Source organism: Xanthomonas vasicola (assembly GCF_000772705.2).
GTDB lineage: Bacteria > Pseudomonadota > Gammaproteobacteria > Xanthomonadales > Xanthomonadaceae > Xanthomonas > Xanthomonas vasicola.
This window is the reverse complement of record NZ_JSBW02000054.1, coordinates 82,370-99,692: the sequence shown is the minus strand read 5'-3', so window position 1 is coordinate 99,692 and position 17,323 is coordinate 82,370. Positions and strand designations below refer to the sequence as shown.

12 protein-coding genes are annotated in these 17,323 nt (G+C 62.6%); 4 read left to right on the top strand and 8 right to left on the bottom strand.

The genetic code is table 11. The features are described from left to right. Positions 1-121 precede the first annotated feature (121 nt). From NX05_RS15770 to NX05_RS15760, 3 genes are all read right to left on the bottom strand, one after another. Positions 122-718, bottom strand: coding sequence for an LON peptidase substrate-binding domain-containing protein (locus NX05_RS15770; RefSeq protein WP_017119549.1), 597 nt, complete (start codon positions 716-718; stop codon positions 122-124). Continuing rightward, positions 718-2,085: a UDP-N-acetylmuramate:L-alanyl-gamma-D-glutamyl-meso-diaminopimelate ligase gene (gene mpl, locus NX05_RS15765; protein WP_172645697.1), complete on the bottom strand. Its 1,368-nt coding sequence runs from the start codon at positions 2,083-2,085 to the stop codon at positions 718-720. Before mpl ends, NX05_RS15770 begins: the two co-directional genes overlap by 1 nt. A 386-nt stretch (positions 2,086-2,471) precedes the next feature. Beyond that, a complete protein-coding gene (locus tag NX05_RS15760; RefSeq protein WP_010364422.1) occupies positions 2,472-3,035 on the bottom strand; it encodes an adenylate kinase in 564 nt (187 codons plus the stop codon). A gap of 158 nt (positions 3,036-3,193) precedes the next feature. On the opposite strand from NX05_RS15760, the gene NX05_RS15755 reads away from it, so the two are divergent. Beyond that, the gene (locus tag NX05_RS15755) at positions 3,194-4,450 is read left to right on the top strand and encodes a 6-phosphofructokinase (RefSeq protein ID WP_039434423.1); all 1,257 of its coding nucleotides are present in this window, start codon (positions 3,194-3,196) and stop codon (positions 4,448-4,450) included. A gap of 250 nt (positions 4,451-4,700) precedes the next feature. Here NX05_RS15755 and NX05_RS15750 read toward each other — a convergent pair whose 3' ends face one another. After that, a complete protein-coding gene (locus NX05_RS15750; RefSeq protein WP_126922748.1) occupies positions 4,701-5,225 on the bottom strand; it encodes a hypothetical protein in 525 nt (174 codons plus the stop codon). Positions 5,226-5,472: 247 nt separating this feature from the next. On the opposite strand from NX05_RS15750, the gene NX05_RS15745 reads away from it, so the two are divergent. Further along, positions 5,473-7,500, top strand: coding sequence for a sodium-translocating pyrophosphatase (locus NX05_RS15745; protein WP_039434417.1), 2,028 nt, complete (start codon positions 5,473-5,475; stop codon positions 7,498-7,500). Between the two features lie 290 nt (positions 7,501-7,790). Here NX05_RS15745 and NX05_RS15740 read toward each other — a convergent pair whose 3' ends face one another. Beyond that, positions 7,791-8,273 (bottom strand): hypothetical protein, encoded by a 483-nt coding sequence (locus NX05_RS15740; protein ID WP_010364412.1) that lies wholly within the window; start codon positions 8,271-8,273, stop codon positions 7,791-7,793. Positions 8,274-8,471: 198 nt separating this feature from the next. Between NX05_RS15740 and ppa the strand changes: the two genes are divergently transcribed. Together ppa and NX05_RS15730 are read left to right on the top strand one after the other, a co-directional pair. Next, the gene (ppa, locus tag NX05_RS15735; protein WP_010364408.1) at positions 8,472-9,008 is read left to right on the top strand and encodes an inorganic diphosphatase; all 537 of its coding nucleotides are present in this window, start codon (positions 8,472-8,474) and stop codon (positions 9,006-9,008) included. A 112-nt stretch (positions 9,009-9,120) separates the two neighbouring features. Then, positions 9,121-10,269, top strand: coding sequence for an HDOD domain-containing protein (locus NX05_RS15730; protein WP_026112542.1), 1,149 nt, complete (start codon positions 9,121-9,123; stop codon positions 10,267-10,269). A 474-nt stretch (positions 10,270-10,743) separates the two neighbouring features. Here NX05_RS15730 and NX05_RS15725 read toward each other — a convergent pair whose 3' ends face one another. The 3 genes from NX05_RS15725 to NX05_RS15715 form a co-directional block, all read right to left on the bottom strand. Next, positions 10,744-13,629, bottom strand: coding sequence for a TonB-dependent receptor plug domain-containing protein (locus tag NX05_RS15725; protein ID WP_010377176.1), 2,886 nt, complete (start codon positions 13,627-13,629; stop codon positions 10,744-10,746). Positions 13,630-13,676: 47 nt separating this feature from the next. Further along, positions 13,677-14,570, bottom strand: a complete 894-nt coding sequence (locus NX05_RS15720; protein ID WP_039434411.1) for a helix-turn-helix domain-containing protein — start codon at positions 14,568-14,570, stop codon at positions 13,677-13,679. A gap of 110 nt (positions 14,571-14,680) precedes the next feature. After that, positions 14,681-17,035 (bottom strand): winged helix-turn-helix domain-containing protein, encoded by a 2,355-nt coding sequence (locus NX05_RS15715; RefSeq protein WP_039434407.1) that lies wholly within the window; start codon positions 17,033-17,035, stop codon positions 14,681-14,683. Positions 17,036-17,323: the final 288 nt, after the last annotated feature.

The following is a 17,323-nucleotide window of genomic DNA, read 5'->3' as shown; positions in this document are numbered from 1 at the left end:
TGCGGCCATTACGCGCATCCAGTGCGTGGATGCCATCGACAGCGTACTCAAGCGCAGGAGTGTGCCGTTGCAGCGGTGCAAGCGCAATGATGAAGCGCGCCTGCGCCATTGCGTCAGCACATCACGGCATCCACGCAAGCACTTGATCCAACCGCTGATGCGGATCGTCCTGCTGCAACAACAACAGACGCTGCTGTTCGGTGAGCGGCAACAGCTCGGCCAACCGCCAGCCCACCCAGGCGGCTTGATCCAGCAAGCCCGGCCCCACCGAGGCGAATTCGCCACCCACCTGTTCGAGCATGCGCTCGAGCAGGGTGGCCAGCAGGCTGTGTTCGGGGCGCAATTCGTCGTCGCTGTCGGGCTCGCACCAACGCACCTCGCCAACCACCAAGCCGTTGTGGCGTATGCGCGAGCGCTGCACATGGAAGCGACGCGTGCCGCGCGAGCGCAGCACCAGCACACCGTCGGCGCCGACATCAAAATCTTCGATACGCACTTCGGTACCAAAGGCAGCCGGCGTTGCCGGCGCACCGACTTCGGTGCCGTCCAGGATCAGGCAGACACCGAAGCTCGTGCCATTGCGGCCACTCTCGCGCACCAGATCCAGATAGCGGCGCTCGAACACACGCAACCCCATTGCCGCGCCCGGCAGTAACACGTTGTGCAACGGAAACAACGGCAACGCGCTGGTCTCGGCGGCAGGCATGAGAGGCACCATCAGGACAGCTGCGCCAGGAAACGTCGCGGCGCACCGTCGAAGCCACCATTGGACATAAACACCACATGGTCGCCCGGCTGCGCGATCTCGCCCAGCGTCTGCAACAAAGCGTCCACGTCGTGCGCCACATGTGCATCACCGCGCACCTGCGCAATGATCGGTGCGGCGTCCCAAGCCAGTTCAGGCCGATGCAGAAACACCACTGCGTCGGCATCGTGCAGCGATGGCGCCAACGCCTGCGCATGCGCGCCCAGCCGCATTGAATTGCTGCGCGGCTCCATCGCCACCACCACACGCGCTGCACCGACCTTCGCACGCAAGCCCTGCAACGTGGTGGCGATGGCGGTGGGATGGTGCGCAAAGTCGTCGTACACGGTGACCCCGTGCGCGTTGCCGATGACTTCCAGCCGCCGCTTGACGCTCTGAAAGCGCGCCAACGCCGGCATCACCGTGGCCGGATCTACGCCAACCGCATGTACCGCCGCCAGCGCCGCCAACCCGTTCAATACGTTATGCCGCCCGACCAACGGCCATTGCACCTGACCGATTTCCACGCCACGGTGCAGCACCGCAAACGCGCTGCCATCGGCCGCGATCAAACGCGCGCTCCAGTCCAGCGATGCATCGACCCCGAAGCGCTCCACTGGCGTCCAGCAGCCCATCGCCAGCACCTCGGCCAGGTGCGCGTCTTCGCCATTGACGATCAGTCGCCCGCGTGCCGGCACTGTGCGCACCAGATGATGGAACTGGCGCTGGATCGCCGCCACGTCGGGAAAGATGTCGGCATGGTCGTATTCCAGGTTGTTGAGGATCGCCACCAGTGGGCGGTAATGCACGAACTTGCTGCGCTTGTCGAAAAAGGCGGTGTCGTACTCGTCGGCTTCCACCACGAATTCGCAGCCCTGGCCCAGCCGTGCCGACACGCCGAAGTCTTCGGCCACGCCACCGATCAAAAACCCCGGCGCACGCCCGGCGGCCTCCAACAGATAGCTCAGGATCGTGGTGGTGGTGGTCTTGCCGTGGGTGCCGGCGACTGCCAGCGTGTCGCGGCCAGGCAGCACCTGCTCGGCCAGCCATTGCGCGCCGGAGGTGTAGCGGCGCCCGGCATCCAGCACTGCTTCCACTGCCGGATTGCCGCGCGACAAGGCATTGCCGACGACGACATCGGTCGCGTCCGGCGAAATATTGGACGGCGCATAACCCTGCGCCAGCGCAATGCCCAGCGTTTCCAGCTGTGTGGACATCGGCGGATAGATGGCTTGGTCGCTGCCTTCCACCTGCCAGCCCAGCTCACGCGCCAGGGCGGCCACACCGCCCATGAAAGTTCCGGCGATGCCGAGAATGTGGAGTTTGGTCATGCCGCTCATTGTCGCTGATCGCCGGAGTTGCGGGACATTCCGATCCAACGCGAGCTCAGGTGTCGGGAAATTCCTACCGTACTGTCGGAAATTTCCCGATATGCGAACTGCGTCACATCCATCACCATACTAAACGCCAGTCGCAGCATCCCTTTGGTCCTACTCCCCAAGAGGCCAAATCCCCAGGGAGCTCATGCTGTCGGGGCTCTGAGCAAGCCTACTACTGGCGTTATTCTGCCCCGGGCGTCTTGTACGTCCGGGGTTTTCTTTTGGGCGATCCCACGCACGCGGCTCAGCCTGCGCGTGGCATTCAACGCGCTCGCCCCTTCGCAACAGCAGTGCGGCCAACTGCCGCGACTGCGAAGGACCGGGACTTGCGCCCGCTCCATGCCGACTCAGCGGCCAAGCGCCTTGCGGATGCGCTCCAGCACTTCATCCAGTGAACCCACGCCGTCCACGCGCGCCAACTTGCCGCGCTGCTCGTAGAAGCCGATCACCGGTGCGGTGGAATCGGTATAGACCTGCAGACGCTTGCGCACCGATTCCGGATTGTCGTCTTCGCGGCCTTCGGCCTTGGCGCGACCGGCGATGCGCTCGACCAGCAATTCGCTGGCTACATCCAGCTGCACCACCGCATCCAGCGGCTGACCGATCTCGCTGAGCAAGGCATCCAGCGCATTGGCCTGCGCCACGTTGCGCGGGTAGCCGTCCAGGATGAAGCCATTGGCCACATCGGCCTGGCCGAGGCGCGCCTCGAGCATGCCGAGCAGGATGTCGTCGGACACCAGGTCGCCGCGTGCCATCACTTCCTTGGCTTTCAAACCCAGCGGCGAACCGGCGGCCACTTCGGCGCGTAACAGGTCGCCGGTGGAAATATGCGGGATCTCAAACGTGTCTTTGAGACGTGTCGCCTGGGTGCCCTTGCCCGAACCAGGCGGTCCCAACAGAACCAATCGCATCAGTGGACTCCACTTTCGAATAAAAACGCGGTGCGGTTGGCGGCGTTAGACTCACTTCTTCGCCAGCGCTGACCGTATGGTCGTGCAGCTTACCGCATCCGGGGAATGTCCCGGCACTGTCCCCTGCGCCATGTTCCATGTGAGGAGCCCGTCCCCTTATGACTACTGGCAACTTGTTGTATGCCCAATCCGGCGGCGTCACTGCTGTCATCAACGCCACCGCAGCTGGTGTCATCGCCGAAGCGCGCGCCCGCAAGATCAAGGTGCTGGCTGCACGCAACGGCATCCTGGGCGCCTTGCGCGAGGAATTGATCGACACCTCCAAAGAATCCGCTGCGGCCATTGCCGCATTGGCGCAGACGCCCGGCGGCGCATTCGGCTCGTGCCGCTACAAGCTCAAATCGCTGGAAGAGGACAGCGCCAAGTACGAGCGCCTGCTCGATGTGCTGCGCGCGCACGATGTGCGCTGGTTCCTCTACAACGGCGGCAACGATTCGGCCGACACCGCGTGGAAGGTCTCGCAACTCGCAAAGGCGTATGGCTACCCGCTGCACTGCATCGGCGTGCCCAAGACCATCGATAACGATTTGGCCGTAACCGACACGTGTCCCGGCTTCGGCTCGGCGGCCAAGTACACCGCAGTCTCGGTGCGCGAGGCCGCGCTGGATGTTGCCGCCATGGCCGACACCTCCACCAAGGTCTTCATCTATGAAGCGATGGGCCGCCACGCCGGCTGGCTTGCCGCCGCGGCAGGGCTGGCCGGGCAAGGCCCGGACGACGCACCGCAGATCATTTTGCTGCCCGAACGTGCCTACGACCAAGCCGCGTTTCTGGCCAAGGTGAAGCAGGTAGTGGAAAAAGTCGGCTGGTGCGTGGTGGTCGCCAGCGAAGGCATCCAGGACGCACACGGCAAGTTCGTCGCCGATGCCGGCGGCGCGGCCGACTCGTTCGGCCACGCGCAACTCGGCGGCGTGGCGTCGTTCCTGGCTGCACAGGTCAAACAGGAACTCAGCTACAAGGTGCACTGGACCTTGCCCGATTACCTGCAACGCTCCGCGCGCCACCTCGCGTCCAAGACCGACTGGGAACAGGCGCAAGCCGTCGGCAAAGCCGCCGTGCAGTACGCACTTAAGGGCATGAACGCAGTGATTCCGGTGATCGAACGCGTCAGCGACGCGCCGTACCGCTGGAAGATCATGCCCGCGCCCCTGCACAAGGTGGCCAACCACGAAAAGAAGATGCCGCCCAGCTTCCTGCGCAAGGACGGCTTCGGCATCACCGAACGCGCCCGCCGCTATTTCGCCCCATTGGTCAAGGGCGAAGCCCCGCTGGCCTACGGCAGCGATGGCTTACCGAAATATGTGACGCTGAAGAATGTGGCGGTGGCGAAGAAATTGCCGGCTTGGGCGGGGTAGTTTCGAAGCATTGCGGAGGCGTACCGGACTACGTCGGCACAGTTCGCGGCGAACCCATTGGCTCACGCCCTCGCATTGCGTCCGAAGGAGAAAGGTCACGCTGACTGGCGTCGTAGATCACTACGACCAGATCATGAAAATGCTTTGGCTGCGCGACTGCCGCTTTACTGCCACACACTGCACGCCAATAGAGGGAACCCCGGCGTGGCCGGGGGTCGTTGTTATGGGGGCAGAGAAACAGATGACCGGCTTACTGACAGGCTTTACCTTCTACCGTCATCTGCGCAGCGAACATCGGCACCTGCGGGATCTTTCCGGCAGCAGCTTGTTGTTTGGCGTCTTCCAGATAGATACGTGATTGGCCCTGGCCATCTAGCTGCGGTTTCGCGTCCACCGGCTTACGCCACACGCGCACGACCGCTTGCTGCCACGGGCACGCTGCGCTTGGTACACGGATCACATCGTTGAAGATCCACCCCGAAGCAACGCTCGGCGCAGCCTTGGCGAAATCTACGAAGCGTGCGCGCGGCTGACAGGTGGGACTGCTGCGTACCACCGACAATGTGTACGGCTGTGCAGCATTGCCGGTGAACACACCTTCCAGACGCGCACAGGCTTCCGGGATCTGACGCAAGGTATGCACCGCACCAATCGCTTGTGCAGTGCCTGGCGGACGCTGCTTGAGTTCGGGCGTCGGATCTGCCGCAAACGCTTGGCTGGTCAGCAACAGCGTTGCAAGCATCGCGGCATATTTTTGCGCAGCATGGTGAGACATGGAGACTCCTGGTCGACCGGATCACGTTGGCCGCAGGCTGTCATGCCGCAACTGAACGACGCGCCAAAGCCGCAGCGCTGGTAGCCATGCACGCTGCGGCGCATACTCGGTCGCGATCCGGCCACCTGAACATTCGCGACGCGCATTACGGCCCATGGCCGTCGAGTCCGTATTCGTCAGTTAACTCGTTGTGTGCATCGCCCTTGGTTCGTCCCGACCGGACGACATCCATTCTTTGGGAGGGGTCATGCTGGAACACTACGGGTTGTGGCTTGCACTGGGTTGTGCGGTCTTGGCAATCGTCTATGGAATTGTGTCGGCGCGCTGGGTGATCGCGCAGCCGAGCGGCAATGCACGCATGCAGGAGATCGCCGCCGCGATCCAGGAAGGTGCGCGTGCCTACCTCAATCGGCAATACCTCACCATTTCAATTGCTGGCGCGGTGCTGTTCGTGTTGGTAGGGCTGTTTTTGAGTTGGTATACCGCGATCGGGTTTGCGCTTGGCGCGGTGTTATCGGGATTGGCCGGCTATATCGGCATGAACGTGTCGGTGCGCGCCAATGTCCGTACCGCCGAAGCAGCGCGGCATGGTATCGGCAAGGCGATGGATGTGGCGTTCCGTGGCGGCGCAATCACCGGCATGCTGGTGGTCGGCCTCGGGCTGCTTGGGGTGGCCGGCTATTTTGCGACGCTGCAAGCGCTGGGCCTACCGCTGGAGCAAAACCTGCATGCCTTGGTCGGGTTGGCGTTCGGGTCGTCGTTGATCTCGATCTTCGCGCGCCTGGGTGGCGGTATTTTCACCAAAGGCGCGGATGTGGGCGCCGATCTGGTTGGTAAGGTTGAAGCCGGCATTCCCGAGGACGACCCGCGCAACCCGGCAGTGATTGCCGATAACGTTGGCGACAATGTCGGCGACTGCGCAGGGATGGCCGCAGATCTGTTCGAAACCTACGCAGTGACCGTGATCGCCACGATGCTACTTGGCAGCCTGACACTGGCCGAAACCGGGCCGCATGCGGTGCTGTATCCGTTAGCGTTGGGCGGCGTGTCGATCATTGCATCGATCGTGGGTGCGGTCTTCGTCAAAGTCAAAGCCGGCGGCTCGATCATGGGCGCGCTGTATAAAGGCGTGATCGTGTCGGGCGTGCTTGCGGCGCTGGCTTACTGGCCCATCACCCAATCGCTGATGCGCGACAACATTCACGGTGCAACGGCGTTGTATGTGTGCGCACTGATCGGCCTTGTGCTCACCGGCCTGATCGTGTGGATCACCGAGTACTACACCGGCACGCAATACACACCGGTGCAGCACGTTGCATCAGCGAGTACCACCGGCCATGGCACCAACATCATCGCCGGGCTCGGCATTTCGATGAAGTCCACTGCACTACCGGTGATCGCGGTGTGTGCGGCAATCTGGGGGGCGTTTCACTTCGGCGGCTTGTACGGCATAGCGACCGCCGCAACGGCGATGTTGTCGATGGCCGGCATGATCGTTGCGCTGGACGCATATGGGCCGATCACCGACAACGCCGGTGGCATCGCTGAAATGGCCGAGCTGCCGCCGGAAGTCCGCAACATCACCGACCCGCTGGATGCGGTGGGCAACACCACCAAGGCAGTGACCAAGGGCTATGCGATCGGCTCGGCAGCATTGGCCGCACTGGTGCTGTTTGCCGACTACACGCATAACCTGCAGGCGGCCAATCCCGGCCAGGTGTTCGCCTTCGATCTGTCCGACCACACGGTGATCATCGGGCTGCTGATCGGCGGACTGATTCCCTACTTATTCGGTGCGATGGCGATGGAAGCGGTCGGCCGCGCGGCCGGCGCGGTGGTGGAAGAAGTGCGCCGCCAGTTCCGCGAGCTCCCCGGCATCATGGCCGGAACGGCCAAGCCGCAGTACGACCGCGCCGTCGACATGCTGACCCGCTCGGCGATCCGCGAAATGATCGTGCCTTCGTTGTTGCCGGTGGTGGTCCCCATCGTGGTCGGGCTGCTGCTTGGGCCACGTGCGCTGGGTGGCTTGTTGATCGGCACGATTGTCACTGGTTTGTTCCTGGCCATTTCGATGACCACCGGCGGCGGTGCATGGGACAACGCCAAAAAATACATCGAAGACGGCCACTTCGGCGGCAAGGGTAGCGAGACGCACAAGGCCGCGATCACGGGCGACACCGTCGGCGACCCGTACAAGGACACCGCGGGGCCGGCGATCAATCCGTTGATCAAGATCATCAATATCGTCGCCTTGTTGCTCGTGCCGCTGCTGTAGCGGTGCGGTGGCCGCAGGTCGGGTGACCCGCGGCCATGCTGACGGGAAGCAGTAGACCGACCACGTGAGTTGCAAACCGCAACCGGCATTGCGTTGAAGACAGCACTACGGCGTAGGGAAGACGTCGTTTAAGAAGCCGCTGGGCCAACTCGCCCGTCAACGGCACTGCCCGGCTCGCGATCCACGTGACGCTCTCGCCTGCCATGGCGAGCCATCTTCGATAGGAAGATGACGTCGCTCACCCGAAGGTATCTGCCAGCCCTGGCACGGCTTTCGGCTTCGGCCATCGATCATAGGCAGCCAATCAAGCCGTCATAGATCGGCGGTGCGCCGCCAGGCAGTGGCTCGAACAGCGGGTTAGTGACTGCAAGCGTGCGATACATCTCATCCAGGCGTGTGCCAGCCTTCAGCGGCGCCGTGCAGCGCCAGACACGACTGTCGGAGCGCAGGTAACCGCTGCGGGGGTCGACGCTGACCTCGCTGGCGCCGAAGGTCCAGATGCAGCTACGCACCACCCCGGTGACGCGATGCACCGAACAGCGGAAGCGCAGCGGCTGGTAGTCGCTGAATTCGCCGGCGCAAAAGGTGTCGCCGCAAATATTGTCGAAACCCCGATCCAGCCGCTGCTCCAGATCGAAGAATGCCTCCCAGCCTTCGCCATTCGCGGGCCAATCCACCGCATCCACGAAGGTGGGCGGAGGCGTGGCCGCAGCAGCAACCTGGGCGGTGAGGGACAGCAGCAAAACAAGGAGCAAACGCGCGAGCCTGGACATGGCACTTCCTATGCAGTGGATGAGCCTGCAGCGTGCGCCGCCGATCGGGCCGGAACGATCGGGGAGCCACCCATGATGAACGAGGGCTACGCCGCACACGATGGTCAGAACATTGCCCATTCAGTGTCGCTGCAGCGCAACAGCCGAACGCGTAGAATCGCGCTCCACACACACTACTGACGCCTCGGAGCTACCCGCATGGGCCTTGAACTGGTCACCTCTGGCAAGAATCTGCCGGAAGAAATCAACGTCGTCATCGAGATCCCCAAGGATTCCGAGCCGGTCAAGTACGAAGTGGACAAGGCCAGCGGGGCGATCTTCGTCGACCGCATCCTGTCGACCCCGATGCGTTATCCCTGCAACTATGGCTACGTGCCTAACACCCTGTGCGGCGATGGCGACCCGGCCGACGTGCTGGTGGTGCTGCCGTTGCCGCTGGTGCCGGGCTCGGTGGTGCGCTGCCGCCCGGTCGGGGTGCTGCGCATGAGCGACGAAGCTGGCAGCGACGAAAAGATCCTGGCCGTGCCGGTTGAGAAGATCTTCTCCGGCTACGCGCATATCGAAGACATCAACCAGGTGTCCAGCCACTGGATGGAGCGCATCGGCCACTTCTTTGAGCATTACAAGGACTTGGAGAAGGGCAAGTGGGTCAAGCTGGACGGTTGGGGCGGCGCGGCTGAGGCCAAGCGCATCCTGGTGGAGTCGGTGGAACGCTACAATTCCGATGCACCATGATCCGTTGATCGTGATGCCACCCGCACATGCGGGGTGACCGGGATCACGCTTTTTGCGTGATCCCGGTGACCGCAGTCGGCAAATTGGGTACATTGCCGACTGCGTTTGGCCGGTGTCTGCCACCGGTGACTTCTGGGGAAGTGTCTTGCGTATTCTGTTTGTTGGGGACGAAGCCAGTCTTCCGTCCCACCTTGTCGCTTACGTTGCCGATCTGGGCGACCAGTGGCAGGCGCAGCAGGTGGCCGATGGTAATTCGGCGATTGAAGCTGCCGCACTGTCGCCATTCGACGCCGTCATTGTTGCGCCCGTATTGCCGGACCTGACTGCTGCCACTTTGCTGGGGCAGATCCGCACGCTGCGCCCGGACACCATTCGTATTGCGCTGATCGATGCGCAGGACGGCCAGCGCACGCCGCCGGCCCGCATCATCGGCGTGGCACACCGCTTCCTGCCGATGCCGCTGGCACCGGAAGTACTGCTCGAAGCGGTCACCAGCCTGGAAGAGCTGCGCGATCTGCTCAGCAATCCGCGCCTGCGCGCGGCGATTGGGCGCATCGAGAAACTGCCTTCGCCACCGCACCTGTATCTGAGCCTGATGCATGCGCTGGAAGAAGACGAAGGCGCCGACGCGGCCGATATCGCCAAGCTGATCGCCGGCGACCCGGCGATTGCGGCGAAAGTGCTGCAACTGTGCAATTCGGCGTTCTTTTCCGGCGGCCGCAGCATTACCGATCTGCGCACCGCAGTAACCCGCCTGGGTGTGGCGACGCTGCGCGATCTGGTGCTGGCCAGCGAAGTCTTTTCGGTCCAGACACTCACCCCGGCAGAGCGCAGCGCAATGCAGCGCCGCGCCCTGCTCTCCTCGCGCCTGGCCGCCAAGGTGTTGCCGCCAACCAGCGCAGAACTCGGCTCGACCGCCGCATTGCTGGCCGATATTGGCCTGTTGCTGCCCGGCGTGCGCGACGAGCGCGAACCGCCAGCCGAAGGCGGCGACGAGCGATTGGGTCACACGGAGGCCGGTGCGTATCTGCTTGGCCTGTGGGGTTTGCCCATGCCGATCATCGAAGCGGTGGCCTTCCATCGCCATCCACAGCGTTCCAGCTTGCGTAGCTTCTGGGTCACCGGCGCAGTGCATGTGGCCATGGCACTGGCCAGCGGCGAAAGCGTGGACGAAGAGTATCTGACCAAGGTCGGCGTCATTACCCGCCTGCCGAGCTGGCGCGAACAGGCCGACACGTTGCTGGGGCTTGCCGAGGCGTAAGCGGCATCGTTGGGTAGCAGCGATTGAAGTCACCAAAGGCGCGATGACATCGCGCCTTTTTTCTTTGGCGTTTAGTCGCTGTGCGTTGCACTCGGGATTGGCGCCAGCAGGATGCATGACGGACGCTGTAGGGTGTGGACCTGCAGCGCCGGGATCGGGCGATCGGCAAGCTACCGAGATACGGCCTCTGAAATAACCGCTGTCCAGATCGGCACCCATATTGCTCTGATCGACCATAGAGCGTCGCACTCGAATTGTCTGCAATCGCACGTTTGCGTGTAGCGCCGTGGGCCTTGAGCCTTCGACCGAATTTCGGAGGCAGGTCGTGTCATTCCGGCAGCGTTCCGATTGCCTATGTACCACCAAGCAATCGCCGCGCCTCAGGCACGCAGCACACTCGGCACGGCCAATAACAAACACAAAAAAGCGGGCCTTTCGGCCCGCTTTTTCTACTTACTTACACCACTTCGGTGATCAGAAGCGCTGGTTGTATTGCACGAACAGGAAGCGGTCGTAGTCGAGCATCGGATCGATCGCAGCGGTGCTGCTGTTGGTGATCGAATAGGTGATCGGCGGCTGCTTGTTCCAGATGTTGCGGGCACCAACCGTCACGCTGCCATCCCACGGAGCCTGCCAAGTGACCGAGACGTCCTGATAGGAAATCGAGCCCTTCTTGTTGGAACCGGTGCCACCACCCCAACCCGGGTTCGGCGTCTGGTAGGTCGGGTCGTTGCACTCGATACCTGCCGATGCATCCCAGCAGTAATCGCGGAAGCCGCCGTAGTAACGCAGATCCCAGTTAGCCGACAGCGAACCCAGCGACCAGTCCAGACCCAAGGTGGCACGCACGCGCGGGAAGTTCCAGTAGCCAGCGGCGTTCGACCACTCCGCACCCGACTGTGCCTGCGACTTGTAGGTCGCCAGGTAGTTGGTGTCCAGGTTGACCGCGAACTTGCCGTAGGCGGTTTCCGGCATGCGGTAACGCACGCCGAAGTTGTAGCCTTCGGTTTCCAGACGACCCAGGTTGACGTTGCCGCGGCTCAGCGTGGTGACTTGGCCAGTGACCGAATCACGCGCAAAGTTGGCGCAATAGTTTTCCAGGTTGTTGAGGTAGCAGTTGTTCAACACATCATTGGCCGACAGCGCGGTGATGATGTTGGAGATCGAAATGCGGTACCAATCCAGCGAGAAGTCCAGGCCCTGCACCCAATGCGGGCTATACACCATGCCCACGGTACGGGTGATGCTGTATTCCGGCTCCAGCTCTGCATTGCCGACGCCCGAATTGAACGGTGCGTTGCCCTGCACGTCGCGACGCGTCACCGGGTTGCCTGCGCTGTCGGTCTGACGGAAGCCAGCCGGCACCTGCCCAGCACAACGCGCTGCTACACCGGCGTTGCCCAACGAACCGAAGGTTGCATCGCACGGGTCGGTGAAAGTGTCGAACGTCTGCGAACCACCACCGAAGGTGTCCGACAGCGTCGGTGCACGGAAACCGGTGCCGTAGGTACCACGCACCAGCAGGTCGTCGATCGGCTTCCAGGTGAAGCTGAACTTGCTGTTGGTGGTGTCGCCGAAGCGGCTGTAGTTGCTGTAACGCGCGGCAACGTCGAACGACAGTTCCTTGGCACCCGGCAGGTCCTTCAGCACCGGAATCAACAACTCCAGGTAGGCTTCGTTGGTCTGGTAGCGACCTTCGGTTGCCTGTGCAGCCAGGTCGGTGGTGTAACCAGCGCTGGACAGTTGATCCGGGTAGTCGTAACCGCTGACCTGGCGGTGTTCGACACCTGCTGCAAAGCCAAGCTCACCGGCCGGCAAATCGAACAGGCCGCCGGTCAGGTTGGCGGTCCACTGCTTGCTCAGGCTCTGCTGCGTGGCCTGACCCAGCGCGTTGATGTACTGCAACGCGTTCGGGGTCGACGCCGACGGGCCGCCCAGGATGTTGAACGGGGTGCACTGGCCCAGCGCATTGCTGGTGCCCAACGGCAGCGGGCTAGCCGCGGTACCGCACTGCACTTGACCCTGTGCATTGAGGAACGAGGGACCCAGCGCCTTCTGCAGTGCCAGCAAGTTGATGTTGCCGCGCGAAACCTGCGTCACATCGTACTTGTTGTAGTTGAAGCCCACGTCCCAGTTCCAGCCGTGGCTGCCGACGTCGAACACGCCTTCCAGCGCTGCGTCGAAGTGCAGGGTCTTGACGTTGCTTTCGGTGGTACGCGGCAGTTCAACCGTACGGCGGAACCAGCTGTTGATGTCCTGGCCGACCGGGTTGTAGTAGCTGCTGCCACTGATGGCCACCGGGAATTGCGGCTGCGATGCAGCCTGCAGCGGGTAACCGGCGATCTGACGGTTCGAATCGCGCTCGGAGTACATCGCGGTCGACTTGAAGGTCAGGCTGTCGGTGAGGTTGTAGCTGCCGGTCGTGAAGATCGACTTATTCTTGCTGGACTGCTGCAACATCATCTGGTCGATGGAATTGAAGTAGTCGTCGGTGGTGATGTCGTTGTGGTAGTTGGCCAGATTGCGCGAATCCGCACCCACGCCCTTACCGTCGAACGAACCGGTGTGGTTGAGGATGTAAGTTTCGTCGTTCGAGTTAAAACGACCCCACGGACCGGTTGCGCTCAAACCATCTTCGATGTGGTTCGGACCAGCGGAGTAACGGGTCAGCGTACGGTCCTTGGCCCACACCGGATCTTCATTGGTGTAGTTGACACCGAATACCAGCGACGCGCGGTCGGTGGTGGTGCCGGCGGTGAAGGAGTACTGCTCCTTGGAGCCGTCGCCACGGCCATTCTGGCCGAAGTATGCCGAGGCTTCCGCACCGTCGTAGTTCTTGCGCAGGATGATGTTGACCACACCGGCCACGGCGTCGGAGCCGTAGATGGCCGAGGCGCCGTCCTTCAACACTTCGATGCGCTCGATCAGCGAGCTCGGGATGGTGGACATGTCAGTCAGGCCATTCAGGCTGCTGGTCCAACGCTTGCCGTTCACCAGCACCAGGGTGCGGTTTTCGTTCAAGTTATACAGGTTGACGTACTGGCCGCCCTGCTCCGGGTCGGAGGTCAGCACGGCAGCCTTGCTATAGGTCTGGGTGCCGGCGATCGACAGGTTCTGGAGGATGTCACCAACGCTGACCAGGCCCGACTTCTGAATGTCCTGCTGGGTCACGGTGAACACGGGCTGGGCGGTTTCAACGTCGACCGAGCGGATGCGCGAGCCTGTAATTTCAATGCGATCCAGCGTCGTGGTCGACGGGGCGGACTGCTCTTGTGCGTTGGCGGCGAAAGCCGGCGTCAACGCGATCGCAATACCGGCGGGCAACAGGCCCAGCCGCACTGCGGAGGTGCGAAGGTTCATCAATCTCTCCAGGGTTCGTTAGTGGCGCGTTAACGCCGCTGTGCAAATTACGATTGCGTGAACGCCGTCGCTTTGCGCGTCACGCTACGTGGCTTTGCCGAATCTGGCGGATTTGCCATTTGGTCGCGGTAGCACGATGCGGAGACACCGAAGCGCGCACGAAACGCACGCGCGAAACTGCAGCAATTGTCGAAGCCGCTTGCAGCTGCAACCTCGCCGATCATCATTGAGGTATCGCGCAACAGATCGGAGGCACGTTCCAAGCGCAAGCGTGCCGATAGCGCCTGCGGACTTTCTTCGTACAAGCTTTGAAATGTCTTGGAAACGTACCAGCTGGAGAAGTTGGTCAGCTGCGCGAGTTCGCTGATACGCACCACGCGGTCGCTATTGCCTTCCAGATAAAGCCGAGCACGCTGCATGCGGCCGAACACCTGACGCCGACGGCTACGCGAGCGGCCAGGGCAACGCTGCTCTTGTTCGGTGAAGTCCCGCTGCATCGCCGCCAGATGCAGCAGCAACGGGCGGGCGGGGGCGCTACCGCTCTGTGCCGCGGCGTTACGCCACAGCCGCAGTGCAATGCGCAGATCGCTGCGCGACAACTGGGCGCGGCCCGGATACAACGTGGCGTCGGTCAGCTCGGTGAGTGATTGCAGACTATCGCTGTCCAGGCTGACGCCCACACACAGCGCGCTGCGGTCTGCCTGCACGGTGGGATGGGAGTCTTTGTCGAAGGCGATCCAGTCGCCAGCATGCAAGCGGAACCGTCCCTCCTTGGATTCCACCCACGCGCGTCCACGCAGCTGCACCCACAACGTGAACGTTGCTGCGTTGGTGCGGATGCTGCCGAGCCGAGAGACCGCCAGACAGGTCGTCGATGTGGACTCGTTGGCACTATCCAGCGCGAGCGCAAGCCCACGATCTGCGGTGATGACCTGTTGCATGTTGGCAGCCCCCTGTACAAAAGAGGGCGTAGTGTTTTGCCGAATGCGGCGTCAGTCAGGAAGTTCTGACGAAACTGTGCCGAAATTGCCACGAAGCCTTTCCGAAGAACTTACGAGGCGATTTTTCTCAATACCGACAACAGGTTAGCCAAGACACCGATGGACGCAACGGAACGCTGCGGCAGCGGCATGTAGGCAAGGGAACTGCCATCTTCTTCTGCCAGCGCCACATACAGTGCACCGTCGTGCGGGTCCAGACTAAAACCGTTGATCGTGGAGAACTTTGCCGCGTCCAGACACTGGCCGCGACCGCTGCGCAACTCGCCGTCATAGGTGGCGCAGGTATCAGTCGAAGACAGGTAATGCAGCTGGCCATTCATTCCCGGCGCCCAACTGCGATAGCGCCAGCGCGATGGCTGCTGCGGATCGACGGCTTGCAAGCTATTTGCGGCAAGCGATGGCGCGATCTGCCAGACGCCACCGCCGCTAAGACGCGTCAGCAGCACGTGTCCGCTGACGCGGTCCAGTCGTAACTGCGACACGTCCTGCAGCGTTGCCAGCGCACGCCACGGGCTGCTGCGCCGGTCGTAGAGCGTTGCGAAGGTATGCCCGTCGTCTGCGGCGGCAAGTACCAGCAAGTGCGCGGGATTGGGAAGATGGATCGCCTGCAATGGGCGCGGTTGCGGCACCGCCAGTCGCACGACCTTGCCGGTACTTGGGGACACTTCGAATAGTGCAGCATGTCCGTTCGCATCGCTGCCGCTAACCAGCACACGTTGCGAATCGGCCGACCAGTCCGCGGCCTGACGCGAATCCGGGCGCAGCCCTTCGATCAGGCGCACCGAGCTGGGCTTGCTGACATCGCCCCACCACAGCCCGTACGTACCGGAGCGATTGGAGGCAAAGATCAGCTGGTGTCCATCCGGCGCGATCATCGGCTGATCGTCGCGCCCGCTGGAAGGAAACAAGCGGCGCCGAATGTAGCCACCATTCATGCTGTCGTGAATGACTTGATACACGCCGAATTGCGGTTTGCGTTGCACGAACACCAGATGGCCGTGCGCCACATCCGGTGCCTGCGCATCGTCTACGCCCAGGTCGTGCAGGCTGCTGTCAATCAGATCGAGCCGATACAGCCGCGCCTCGCTGTCCACGCGACGCCCGAAGATCAGCCCACTGCCGTCGGGCAACCAGCTCCAGCCACGGATATCGGCGTTGTCATGGGTGAGCCGTTCGGCAGCACCGCCTTGAGCCGGAATCCGCCACAGATCGCCAAGCTGCGGATTACGCACAAACACCATCCAATGCCCGTCGGGCGAGTAACGCGGCGCGTAGTCGAAATCACTGGCCTGCGCAGAATAATCCAGCGTCTGCCACTGCCCGGTTTCCAAATCCAGGCGACGCAGGCGTGCCGCGCCATGCGTGCCGGTCATGCTGCCAAACACCAGTGCGCGCCCATCCGGCGACCAGCTGAAGCTCAGCATGTCCGCACCGTCGCAACGCGCTACTTCGCGTGCCGCAGCCGGCCCGGTGGCGGCGGCAATCATGACCCGGCAAACCCCATCGCGCGCCTGCCGGGAAAACGCGATCTCACGCCCATCCGGCGACCACGCCGGCAAGCGATCGGAGCTGCCTGGCGCCGGCGTTTCCAGTACGCGGGGATAGGCGTTGTCGGTAGTTTTGACCAGGATCGAAGTGCCGGCGCGATCGCCGGTCAGCGAGGCATACGCCACCATCGCACCATCCGGCGACAGGCTCGGGGTGAGATCGAATCCACCGCCTGCGGTAATTACTTGATACGGCCGTTTGGGGCTGCCCAAGACGGCAGGCGCTTGCGCAGCCTCAGGTGCCGGACCCCGATGCCACATGGTCTGTACTGCAAGGCCCAGCACGACCAGCAACGCCACACCGGCAACTGCCAGCGCCATCCAACGCCGCTGCCGTGGCGCGGCCGGCCGCGCAGCGACTGGTTCTACAGGCTGCGTGGGCGTGGCGTAGGAGTGAATATGTTGCGCAGTGCCGGACTGCTCGGACACCGATAAGGATGCGAATACAGCCCCATCGTCCGCTTGCGCCGGCTGCGGCGAGTGCACACCAGATGCCTCATGCGGCAGAGTCGTCAATACCGCTGCATGCGCTTCCCACACAACCGCCGCCATCAAGCGATACCCGGTCTTGGCGATGGTCTCGATATGCTCCGAACGCTGCCCGCCGTGGCTGGCAAACGCCTTGCGCAGCTGCGTGACCGCTTGGGTCACCACATCGTTGGTCGGCAAGGTATCGGGCCAGACCTCGGCAAGCAGTTGCTCACGCGTGACCACCTGGCCCGGCTGTCGCGCCAGGGTCAGCAATACCGACAGGGATTTGGGCGCCAGACGCAGCGGTCGCTTTGCACCCGGCGCGTGTACCTCGCGCGAGGCAACGTCGACCACGCACTGACCGACACGCAGCCGGTCCGATGGCATTGCAGTAACGGGAGGAACACTCATCGGCAAAAAACACGCATTGGCATGCAAAGGACTACAAGAGCGCATCGCACAACGCGCGAAACGCCAAATTCGGCAAAGGACCACGACTGACTGTGTCATGCATCCATTTGGTGCAAATTTTACGCTATGCCTCGTTGCTTCCTATGACAGGCGGCAGCGTCAGGCTCTCTCTCTCTCGCCGACGAATTCAAATAATTACGACGTATCCTTCGCGCCTTTGGCGCGATTTTTTTATCTGCGATTCAGCTAAACCCGCTGAAACCC

Coding starts and splice junctions, on each gene's coding strand:
- NX05_RS15770 (WP_017119549.1), bottom strand. CDS start 718: ATGGTGCCTCTCATGCCTGCCGCCGAGACCAGCGCGTTGCCGTTGTTT.
- mpl (WP_172645697.1), bottom strand. CDS start 2,085: ATGAGCGGCATGACCAAACTCCACATTCTCGGCATCGCCGGAACTTTC.
- NX05_RS15760 (WP_010364422.1), bottom strand. CDS start 3,035: ATGCGATTGGTTCTGTTGGGACCGCCTGGTTCGGGCAAGGGCACCCAG.
- NX05_RS15755 (WP_039434423.1), top strand. CDS start 3,194: ATGACTACTGGCAACTTGTTGTATGCCCAATCCGGCGGCGTCACTGCT.
- NX05_RS15750 (WP_126922748.1), bottom strand. CDS start 5,225: ATGTCTCACCATGCTGCGCAAAAATATGCCGCGATGCTTGCAACGCTG.
- NX05_RS15745 (WP_039434417.1), top strand. CDS start 5,473: ATGCTGGAACACTACGGGTTGTGGCTTGCACTGGGTTGTGCGGTCTTG.
- NX05_RS15740 (WP_010364412.1), bottom strand. CDS start 8,273: ATGTCCAGGCTCGCGCGTTTGCTCCTTGTTTTGCTGCTGTCCCTCACC.
- ppa (WP_010364408.1), top strand. CDS start 8,472: ATGGGCCTTGAACTGGTCACCTCTGGCAAGAATCTGCCGGAAGAAATC.
- NX05_RS15725 (WP_010377176.1), bottom strand. CDS start 13,629: ATGAACCTTCGCACCTCCGCAGTGCGGCTGGGCCTGTTGCCCGCCGGT.
- NX05_RS15720 (WP_039434411.1), bottom strand. CDS start 14,570: ATGCAACAGGTCATCACCGCAGATCGTGGGCTTGCGCTCGCGCTGGAT.
- NX05_RS15715 (WP_039434407.1), bottom strand. CDS start 17,035: ATGCCATCGGACCGGCTGCGTGTCGGTCAGTGCGTGGTCGACGTTGCC.